Annotated in this window: 7 protein-coding genes and 2 riboswitches; of the genes, 4 read left to right on the top strand and 3 right to left on the bottom strand. The window is 65.5% G+C overall.

Annotated features, from left to right (window positions below; all coding sequences use genetic code 11):
- The first annotated feature begins 39 nt into the window (after window positions 1–39).
- Complete coding sequence (locus ACT3UE_RS08410; RefSeq protein ID WP_444566518.1) at window positions 40–1,542, top strand: alanine/glycine:cation symporter family protein; 1,503 nt, start codon at window positions 40–42, stop codon at window positions 1,540–1,542.
- Here the strand turns inward: ACT3UE_RS08410 and acs are convergent, their stop codons facing one another.
- From acs to ACT3UE_RS08395, 3 genes are all read right to left on the bottom strand, one after another.
- Entirely contained in the window at window positions 1,543–3,543 is a 2,001-nt protein-coding gene (gene acs / locus ACT3UE_RS08405) for an acetate--CoA ligase (protein WP_444555357.1), read from the bottom strand.
- 91 nt (window positions 3,544–3,634) lie between these two features.
- Window positions 3,635–5,329, bottom strand: a complete 1,695-nt coding sequence (locus tag ACT3UE_RS08400) for a sodium:solute symporter family protein (protein ID WP_444561719.1) — start codon at window positions 5,327–5,329, stop codon at window positions 3,635–3,637.
- On the bottom strand, window positions 5,266–5,871 hold the full coding sequence (locus ACT3UE_RS08395) for an OsmC family protein (RefSeq protein WP_444555355.1): 606 nt from the start codon (window positions 5,869–5,871) through the stop codon (window positions 5,266–5,268). The genes ACT3UE_RS08400 and ACT3UE_RS08395 overlap by 64 nt, the downstream gene beginning before the upstream one ends.
- Window positions 5,872–6,251: 380 nt before the next feature.
- A riboswitch (SAM riboswitch) is annotated at window positions 6,252–6,350 on the top strand.
- A gap of 8 nt (window positions 6,351–6,358) precedes the next feature.
- Here ACT3UE_RS08395 and ACT3UE_RS08390 point away from each other — a divergent pair.
- The 3 genes from ACT3UE_RS08390 to ACT3UE_RS08380 all read left to right on the top strand — a co-directional run bounded on the left by ACT3UE_RS08390 (window position 6,359) and on the right by ACT3UE_RS08380 (window position 10,494).
- Entirely contained in the window at window positions 6,359–7,624 is a 1,266-nt protein-coding gene (locus tag ACT3UE_RS08390) for an acyl-CoA dehydrogenase family protein (protein ID WP_444566517.1), read from the top strand.
- Window positions 7,621–9,030: an LLM class flavin-dependent oxidoreductase gene (locus ACT3UE_RS08385; RefSeq protein WP_444566516.1), complete on the top strand. Its 1,410-nt coding sequence runs from the start codon at window positions 7,621–7,623 to the stop codon at window positions 9,028–9,030. Before ACT3UE_RS08390 ends, ACT3UE_RS08385 begins: the two co-directional genes overlap by 4 nt.
- Before the next feature lie 15 nt (window positions 9,031–9,045).
- A riboswitch (SAM riboswitch) is annotated at window positions 9,046–9,135 on the top strand.
- A gap of 9 nt (window positions 9,136–9,144) precedes the next feature.
- Entirely contained in the window at window positions 9,145–10,494 is a 1,350-nt protein-coding gene (locus tag ACT3UE_RS08380) for an MFS transporter (RefSeq protein WP_444555352.1), read from the top strand.
- Window positions 10,495–10,499 lie beyond the last annotated feature (5 nt).

Below are 10,499 nucleotides of genomic sequence, written 5' to 3'. Positions count from 1 at the left end.
ACCGGTGCTATATACCACAGGTTCTGATACGGTTTCTCAATGACTCTCGCGAACCTGAATGACTGGCTCGGTACCTCTGAAGGCTGGTTGTGGACCTTCAACGGCATGCCCGTCGTCGTCGTTCTGGCGCTCTATTTCACCCTTCGAACCAAAGCCGTCCAGTTCCGCATGCTGCCGGCCATGTTCAAATCCATCACGGAAAAAGCGCAACGAGACGAGGACAGCAACACGAAATCGCTGTCGGCGTTCCAGGCGTTCATCGTCTCCGCGGCAGCCCGCGTCGGGACCGGCAACGTCTCGGGCGTTGCGGGTGCCTTGTTCATCGGCGGGCCCGGTGCGGTGATGTGGATGTGGATCATGGCCCTGTTCACCAGCGCCGCGAGCTTCATCGAATCCACGCTGGCCCAGCTCTACAAGACCCGGGGCGAAGACACCTATAAGGGCGGTCCGGCCTTCTACATCCACCGCGGCCTGGGCAGCCGGGGCTTCGGCGTCTTCTTCGCCACCCTGTTCATCTTCTGCTTCGCGCTGGCCTTCACCTCGCTGCAGTCCAACACCATCGTCGACGCCGTCACCGGCGCGGTCGGCACCTTCACCGATCCGGAATCCGTGACCTGGCTACCCTGGGCCCTGGGGCTGCTGCTGGCCGGCATGACCGCCGCCATCGTCCTGGGCGGGATGCGCCGCGTCGCCTTCGTGGCGCAGAACCTGGTGCCGTTGATGGCACTGATCTACGTCAGCTTCGGCCTCGTGATCGTGCTCATGAACTTCGAAGAGCTCCCACGCGTCATCGGCCAGATCGTCGACGGGGCCTTCAACGTCAAGGCAGCCGTCGGCGGCGGCATCGGCGTCGCCATCGTCCAGGGCGTCCAGCGCGGCATGCTCTCCAACGAAGCCGGCATGGGCTCGGTCCCCAACGTCGCCGCCACCGCCTCGGTCAGCCACCCGGTCAAGCAGGGACTGACCCAGACGCTGGGCGTCTACTTCGATACGCTGCTGATCTGCTCGATCACCGCGTTCATCGTCCTCATCGCCTTCCCGGACCTCGGACAAGGCGGCGAAGGCCTGGTGATGGTGCAGGAATCCCTGGTCGGCAACCTGGGGGCGTGGGCGGCGATCGCCCTGGCGGTGATCATGTTCCTGCTGGCCTTCACCTCGGTGCTGGGCAACTTCTCCTACGGGGAAGCCAACGTCAACTTCATCACCCGGAACAAGCGGGTGCGGACCCTCTTCGCGCTCGCCGTCACCGCCGTCGTCTTCCTCGGGTCCGTGATCTCCGTTGACCTGGCCTGGTCGCTGGCCGGGGTCACGATGGTCTTCATTGCCATGATCAACCTGGTGGTGATCACCATCCTGGCACCCACCGCACTCAAGCTCCTGCGCCACTACAACGCCCAACGGGCCCAGGGCCTGGACCCGGTCTTCCTGGCCACCGACATGCCGGAAATCAAGAACATCGATTGCTGGACCGAAGAGGACGTCAGTGACCACCTGACCCAGCGCGGCTACCAGCGGAAGGTGTCGGTGTCGGACACCGAATGATCAGCCAGCGGTACAAATTCGCTGCAGGGCGGGCAGGCACTCTTCATTCTGCAGGCTCGTCGTATCGCCCAACGCGGATCCTTCGAACAGTTGGGTCAATAGCCGGCGCATGATCTTCCCGGACCGTGTCTTGGGGACATCGGGGACGAAAACGATGTCGCGCGGTTTGGCGATCGGGCCGATCTGGGTTGCCACGTGAGCGCGCAGATCGGCGGCGGCGGCCAGTTGCGAGGGCGTCGACCCGGAACTGGTGCCGCCCCCGAGGAGCGCCTTGTCGCGGGGCACGACGAACGCCGTTGCCGCATGGCCGGTCGTGGCATCGACGGAGGGGCAGACCCCCGCCTCGACGACCCCCGCATGGGAGACCAGAGCTGATTCGATCTCGATGGTCGAGAGCAGATGACCCGAGATGTTCACCGCATCATCGGTGCGCCCCAGGATCCAGATGTCGCCGTCGTCGTCGTACTTCGCGCCGTCTCCGGCAAGGAACCAGCCCTGCGCGGCGTACTTCTGCCAATAGCTGGTGAAGTAGCGTTCCGGATCGCCCCACACGGTACGCGCCATGGCCGGGCCGGTGGCGGTGAGCACGATGTTCCCTTGCACGTTCGCCGGGACCCGGGCGCCGTCCTCGTCCACGATGTCCGTGGCCACCCCGGGAAGTGCGCGGGTGCCGCAGCCGGGCTTGAAGCTTATGTCGGTGGGGCGGGGGGAGAGGACCGTGGCGCCGGTTTCGGATTGCCACCAGGTGTCGACCATCGGGATGCCTGCATTGGGCTCACCGGGAACCACGGAATCGCGGCCGACTTGGGTGCGCAGCCAACGCCAGGCCTCGGGGTTCACGGCCTCCCCGACGGTGCCGGCCATCCGGATGGAGGAGAGGTCGTGATCGGCGGGGATACCGTCCGGGAACCAGCCCATGAGCGAGCGCACCAGGGTCGGGGCCGTGTAGTAGCTGGTCACCGAATAACGTTCGATGATCTCGAAGTGCCGTCCCGGATGCGGGGCGTTGGGGACGCCTTCGTAGAGGACCTGGGTGACACCGTTGGACAGTGGTCCGTAGATCTCGTAGGTGTGGGCGGTGACCCAGGCCAGGTCGGCGGTGCACCAGTGCACGTCCAGGTCCCGCTGGCCGGGGTCCGGATGGCTGAAGAGGAACTCGTGGCTCCAGGAGGCTTGGGTGAGGTAGCCGCCGGTGGTGTGCACCAGACCCTTGGGCTTCCCGGTGGTCCCCGAGGTGTACATGATGAACAGCGGGGTTTCGGCGTCGAAGGCCTCGGCGGCGTGGGTGCGCGGCTGCTTCTCGACCACCTCGTGCCACCACAGGTCCCGGCCTTCGGTCCACGCGATCCCGCTGCCGGTGCGACGGATGACCAATACGTGTTCGATGGCGTTGTCCCCGGCCACCGCGGCGTCGGCGTGGGCCTTGACCGGCACCGCGGTTCCGCGGCGGAACTGGCCGTCGGTGGTGACCAGGAGCTTCGCCCCGGTGTCCTCGACCCGGAATCGCAGGGCCTCGGCCGAGAAGCCGCCGAAGACCAGCGAATGCACCGCACCAATCCGGGCGCAGGCCAGGGTGATGACAATGGTCTCCACCAGCACCGGCAGGTAGATGACCACGCGGTCCCCGACGCCGATGCCCAGGGAGGTCAAGGCGTGGGCCGCCTGGCTGACCATGCCGGTCAGCTCGGCGTAGGTGACACTGCGCCGGTCCCCGGGTTCGCCCTCGAAATGCAGGGCGACCTTCTCCCCCTGGCCGGAGGCGACATGCCGGTCGGCACAGTTCACCGCCGCATTGAGTTTCCCGCCCTCGAACCAGCGTAGTTCGGGGCCCCGGCGGGCCACCGGGTCCACGGCGGTAGTGCTGTGGATCGTATGCCAGGGTTCGGTCCAGTCCAGGCGTGCCGCGGCCTCGGCCCAGAAGTCCAGGCGTGCGGCTTCGGCGTTCAGGACATCGAGCTGGGCGTCGGCAGTGGGGGAGTCCATTGTCGGTACGTTGGTCATGGGTGCTCCAATCGGGTGGGCAGTATGACGCGGGGCCATGTAAGGCTTCCCCGCGGTGGGTAGCGGCCCCCGGGAGATGACCGGTGGGGTCCTAGGCGGAAACCGGGATGGTTTCTTCCGTGGTGGGCAGGTGCTGCCGGCGGGTGGTTCCTACGGTGAGATTGAAGATCGCCAGTGAGTAGAGGGTCACGGCGGTGAAGAGTCCCAGCCCCAGAAGCCCGAAATGTCCCAGCCATTCTCCGAACGTCAGCAGTGCTGCAGCGACCAACGTTCCACCCGCGGTGTAGCGGATGCCGGCCGTTCGTCGTTTTCGATCCGGGGTGGATTCCCAGGGCACGGTCACCAGCGTGACCACGACCATGACTGCAAGGTTGATGCCCATTCCAACCCACACGGGATGGATTCCTGCGAAGAACGTTGTGGCGGACCAGCCCGAGAGCTGGTTCCAGGCAATGCCGGCAAGGAACCCGGAAAGCATGGCTGCATGTACTGCCCGACGGCTGGCCAACGGCCAAAGGAAGACCGCGAGAACCGGCGCCAACGTGGCCCCGTTGCGCAAGGTCCAGGCAAGGACGTTCCACCAGGCAGCCTGCTCGGTGCGAAGGATCCCGTAAAGGATCATCAAGGCCGTCAGGGCAACCAAGGAGTACCGGGTGTAGCGAACCAGATCTTGTTCGGTGGCCTTGGGGCGTAATGCGCTGCCGACATCACGGCCCAGGGACGTGGCTCCGGAAAACTGGCATGGCCCCGCCCAGCCCATGGCGCAGGCCCAGACGCCAAGGAAGAAGAGGCCGACCAGCGGCGCCGGCAGGGTCTCGCTGATGTAATAGGGGACAGCCACGAGGCCAAGTTCCTGGTCGGGAACCGCAATGGCTGCGGAGGTCCCCACCAGGGCACCGAGGACGATGAAGGGGATCCCGAAGAGGGCTGCCGCATACAGGCCCTTCTGGCCGTCACGCGGAGAGCGGCAGGACATGGTCATTTGGAAGGCAGCCTGCGCCAGCGGCACATTGACGATGAATGTCCCAAACCAGGCGACGATGAGGGACAGCCCGGCATTTCCGGGGTCGACCATCGCCGGACGGGTGGCTGCCAATTCCTGCCAACCGCCGGGGCCGGGATTCGACAACACTACGAAGCCCGCGATGACGAGCATGACGACGAAGACCAGGCAGTTCAACGTCTGATTGAATGCCACGGACCTCATGCCGCCCGACCAGAGAAAAACCAACAGAAGCAGCGCGGTCGCAGTGACCGTCCATTGCAGCGGCAAATCGGTGAACGCCGTCAAAGCCGAGGCGAAGGCGATCGTTGTGGCCACCGACCACATGGGGAAAGTGACCGCCGTAATGACGCCCGCGATGGCTTTAGCCGCCCGACCGAACCGATCACCGATGATGCCGGTGACCGTCACGACGAGCTTCTCCCGCAGCGGTTTCACCAGCAACAAGGCGATCAGCAGAATTTGCACCGTTTCGGCCACTCCGTACCAGGCAGCGGAAATCCCGGTCCGATAGCTGAGTTCCATGATGGAAATATATGAAGAGCCCGAGAAGAGCCCCGTGATGCAGAAGGCGACGGTCCAAGGGCTGAAGGAACGGCCGCCATCGAAGAAGCCCTGTCCGCCGGGACGCCCTGCGCGCACGCGGGACCAGCGGCCGCCAAAGAGCAAAAGAGCCGTATAGCCCACGGCTAAGCCGATGGTCCATGCGCCCGCCGATGTCACTGCTCCACCTTTCGGGACCGCGAGTCGAGACCGCGAGAGAGGGCATCCGCGTTGTTGCATTCCCTTTCAGGAGCGTCGACATCGATCAACTCCGCGAAATGCCAGCGGAGATCCACGACAACGCCGGCGGCGCGGATCAGGGTCAGCGCCGGACAACGTGATTCCACGGACGTCGTCAGCTGGTCCAACCGGCTGGCATCTTGTTCTCCGGTCTGGACGTGGACGGCGATCCGGCAGGAATGAAAAAAGGGCTGGACATCGGCGGTACCGGCGAATCCGCGCGTGTCCTGGGTAGCCAGGCAATAGGTCTCGATGGCTTCGAGACCGATCTGCAGTTCCTCGGCGATCTGTTCGACCACCACGCCCAGGCATGCGTTGACTGCGCCGACCATGTATTCCATGGGAGTGGGGGCGGTATCGGTCCCGCCAACGGGTTCGGGCTCGTCCACTTCGAAGCCGAAGGCCCGGATCCGGATCTTCGTCCGCATGGATCCCTGCCACGTCCCTTGGGAACGAATGCGTTTGTCGTGGGCTTTCGGGGAGACGGAGCCCCCGAGGCGGGTCTGCTGTGCGTCGGTCGTACGGGTCGGGGCAATGCTCATGAACTCAGCTCCATCGTTCCTGGCGGAAGCACCTTCGCCGGTGACGGGTTCCGCGGGGTGGCGGGGCCTTGTTCGGCGTGGTTGCTGCGGCGTCACGGAGCCAGATCTCTCGGCCGCTCGGGATGGGTACCTTTCCACTAAAGGCCACCGGCACCAGAAGAAGCAACTTCACACGACGCGTTGCGAAATATTTCATTGATGTTTCCTGCGAGGTGCCCGGATTGAACTTTCGTGTCCAGAACCCGTGCAAATAACGGAAATATTCGATGTTGCTTGGATTGCCTGGGGCTCGGAACCTGGGCTGAAACACCCCGGAAAAGTGGTTTCCGTTGACTCCAACGGTGGCGCTGAGGGCCCATGATGTGGCCCAATGGAGACAACAACCATCCAGAGCGGCCGAGAGATCTGGCTCCGTGACGCCGCAGCAACCCCTTCCCGATCCGTCGGGAGGAAGGTGCTCACGCCGGAACCGATGGAGTGATGTTCTGTGGCTGCCCTGCCGATCGACGAAGTGACCCCGCGACACCTGATCAAACTGACCCCCGGCGTGCCCGCCGACGGACACTACGACGAACTCGCGGCGGTCTTCAGACCCGTGTTCGCCAGCATCGCCGATGGCGCCGCCGACCGAGATGCCCGGCGGATCCTGCCCTTCGAACAGGTCGGCTGGCTCAACCAGGCCCGCTTCGGTGCCCTGCGGGTCCCCCGGGAGGTCGGCGGCTTCGGCGCCTCGCTGGTTGATTCCTTCCGCTTGCTCATCGAGCTGGGGGAGGCCGACTCGCAGATCGCCCAATTGCTGCGGGCCCATATCGGCTTCGTCGAATCGGTGCTGCTGCTCCACGACGAGGCGGTCAAGGCGCGCTGGTTCGCCCGCTTCGTCGCCGGGCAGATCGTCGGCAACGCCTACACCGAGCGCGGCGGCAACGACCTGGGCCACCTGAACACCGCCGTCGAACAGTCCGAGGCCGGCTGGCTGCTCACGGGGCAGAAGTACTACTGCACCGGGACGCTCTTCGCCGACTGGGTGGCGGTCACCGCCATGGCGCCGGCGGTTGAAGGGCGCCACGTCGCGGTGGTGTCCACCCAGCATTCGGGGGTGGTCATCCACGACGATTGGGACGGGTTCGGCCAACAACTCACCGGCACCGGGACCACCGGATTCACCCGGGTTCCCGTGGATACGCTCCTGGACCCCGAGGTGCTGGACGTCCACCCGGAATCGGCCATCTTCCAGTTGGTGCTGCTCGCCGTCCAGGCCGGTATCGCCCGGGCGGTCCTCGCCGACGCCCGCGCCCACACCCAACTGCGTGAACGAGCCTTCACCACCGGAACCGGCGTCCCCTCCCGGCATGAACCCCAGGTCCTGCAGGTCATCGGAGAGATCTCGGCGACCGCCTGTGCCGTGGACGCGATCCTGTTGGCCGCCATCGCCGAACTCGAATCGGTGATCGGCCAACCGGGGCTGAGCCCCGCGGAGCAGTACGCGGTCAGCGAGCTGGCCGCCAACCGGGCCCAGACGAGCATCCAACCACTCGTGCTCGAGGCGACCAGCAAGCTCTTCGACGGCCTCGGCGCCTCGGCGACCTCCACCGCCTGCAACCTGGACCGCCACTGGCGCAACGCGCGCACCATAGCCACCCACAACCCCGCCATGTACAAGTCCCGCATCGTCGGCGACTACGAGGTCAACGCCGCGACGCCGCGCAAACTCGGCGCCGTCGGCGACCTCAAGACCCCTGAAGGAGAAAAATGAGCACCACACCAGCACGCCGCCGGATCCGCCTGAACGCCTTCGACATGAACTGCGTGGTCCACCAATCGCCGGGGCTGTGGCGTCATCCGCAGGACCAGGCGTGGCGCTATAAGGAACTGGGCTACTGGACCGAGCTGGCCAAGACGCTGGAGAAGGGGCTGTTCGACGGGATCTTCATCGCGGACGTCTTGGGCACCTACGACGTCTACGGATCCACCAACTCCACCCCGCTCTCCGCCGGCGCCCAGGTCCCGGTCAACGACCCGTTCCTGCTGGTCTCCGCGATGGCTTCCGTCACCGAGAACCTGGGCTTCGGGGTCACCGCCGGAACCGCCTACGAACACCCCTACCCGTTCGCCCGCCGACTGGCGACCCTGGACCACCTGACCAACGGCCGCCTCGGCTGGAACGTGGTGACCGGATACCTGCCCTCGGCAGCCAGGAACATGGGCCAGGAAGACCAGATGGAACACGACGAACGCTACGACCACGCCGATGAGTACCTCGAAGTGGTCTATAAGCTGCTCGAGGGTTCCTGGGAGGACGACGCCGTTCTCCGCGACCGGGAATCGGGGGTCTACACCGACCCGTCGAAGGTCCACGAGATCGGCCACGAGGGCAAGTACTTCAAGGTCCCGGGCATTGCCATCACCGAACCCTCGGTGCAGCGCACCCCGGTCATCTACCAGGCCGGTGCCTCCCCGCGCGGCCTGGAATTCGCGGGGGCGAACGCCGAATCCGTCTTCGTGAATAGTCCGACCAAAGAAATCCTCACCGACACCGTGCGGAGGATCCGGGACAATGTCGAGGCCGCCGGCCGCGACCGCTACGACGTGAAGATCTACACGATGCAGACGATCATCACCGCTGCCACAGACGAGGAGGCGCAGAACAAATACGCCGACTATGCCTCCTACGCCGACATCAACGGGTCGCTGGCCCTGCTCTCGGGCTGGACCGGAATCGACATGTCACAGTACGACCTTGACGACGTGATCGGTGAGGACGTGAAGTCCAATGCCATCCAGTCCTCGGTGGAGACGTTCAAGAAGGCCTCCGGGGATGACGGCAAACCGTGGACCATCCGCCAGTTGGCCGAATGGATCGGCGTCGGCGGTTTCGGCCCGGTCACCGTCGGTGACGGGGCCCAGGTCGCCGCGAAGCTCGTTGAGTGGGTCCAGGACACCGACGTGGACGGCTTCAATATTGCCTACGCCATCACCCCGGGCACCTTCGAGGATGTCGTCGAATTCGTCATCCCCGAACTGCAGGCCCTGGGTGCCTACCCCACCGAATACGCGCCGGGGACCCTGCGCCAGAAGCTCTTCGGCGCCGGGGACCGGGTCAAGGACAGCCACCGGGCCGCCGACTACCGGCTCGCGGTAGCACAACTGGCCACCAGCTAGCAGCACCTACGAGAACCACCATCCAGAGCGGACGAGAGACCTGGCTCGTTGACTCCGCAGCAACCACCCGTTTCGGGCAGGTGCTTCCGCCGGGACCGATGGAAAGGAACCACCATGACCACCACCACGCCCACCCCGCCAACCCGCAGGATGCGTTCACGCGTCGCCGTCGCCAGCTTCATCGGCACCACGATCGAGGGCTACGACTTCGTGCTCTACGGGCTCGCCGCGGCGACTGTCTTCGGCCCGCTGTTCTTCGCACCGGCCGACCCGTTGGTCGGGACCATGGCGGCCTTCGCCACCTATGCCGTCGGGTTCATCGCCCGCCCCATTGGTGGGCTTCTTGGAGGGCACTACGGGGATCGGATCGGACGCAAGACCGTGCTGGTTGCCTCCCTGCTGCTGACCGGTATCGCCACCACGGCGATCGGTTTGCTGCCCACCCACGACACTGCCGGATGGATTGCCCCGGCGCTACTGCTGATCCTGCGCGTGGCCCAGGGCATCGGCTACGGTGCCGAATGGGCGGGAGCCGCCCTGATGACCGTCGAACACGCCGCCCCCGGACGCCGCGGACTGACCAGCAGCGCCACCCAAATCGGCCCGAGCGCGGGCATGCTGTTGGCCACGGCGGTGCTGTTGGGACTGGAATCAGCCCTGCCGGATGCCGCCTATCTGGCCTGGGGATGGCGGCTGCCGTTCCTGGCGAGCATCCTGCTGGTCGTCGTCGGTCTGGTGGTGCGGCTGAGGATCGAGGACAGCGCCTCCTTCAAACAGGTGGTTCAAACGCAGCAGGTCTCCCGCCGCCCGGTGCTGGAATCGCTGCGCACCCATCCCCGCCAAGTCGCCCTGACCACCGGGCTGCGCATCGCCCAGAACGCGTTCTACTACGTCTACACGGTCTTCATCCTGACCTACCTGGCCCAGGGCGGAATCAGCCGCGAAACCGGGTTGCAGGCCATTCTCATCGCCTCCGCCCTCGGACTGGTCACCGTCCCGTTCTGGGGCTGGGTATCGGACAGGATCGGGCGCCGGCGCACCTACCTCTTCGGCGGGATATTCAGCATCCTGGTTGCCCTGATCGCCTTCCCGCTGCTCGATACCGGCAGCTTCGTGCTGATCGTGCTGACCGTCGTGCTGGGCATGAACATCGGCCACGACGCGATGTATGGGCCGCAGGCGGCGTTCTTCTCCGAGCTCTTCGACACCCGGGTCCGCTTTTCCGGGGTGTCCATCGGCTATCAGATCGGTTCAGTCCTGGGCGGTGGCCTGGCCCCGCTGGTGGCCACCGCGCTGCTGGCCGCCGGCGGCGGCAGCCCGATCTGGGTCATCGCCTACTTCGTTGCGGTCGGCGCGCTCACCGTCGTCACCACCCTGCTTTCCCCCGAAACCAGTGCGCGGGATCTGGACGCACGCCAAGACGCCTGCCCCGTCTCCGAGCCCGAACATACCCTCGTCAGTTAGGAACG

Source organism: Arthrobacter sp. 179 (assembly GCF_052379645.1).
In the GTDB taxonomy this organism is placed as follows: Bacteria; Actinomycetota; Actinomycetes; order Actinomycetales; family Micrococcaceae; genus Arthrobacter_H.
Note: the sequence above shows the minus strand (reverse complement) of the source record. Positions and strands in the feature narration are given on the sequence as shown.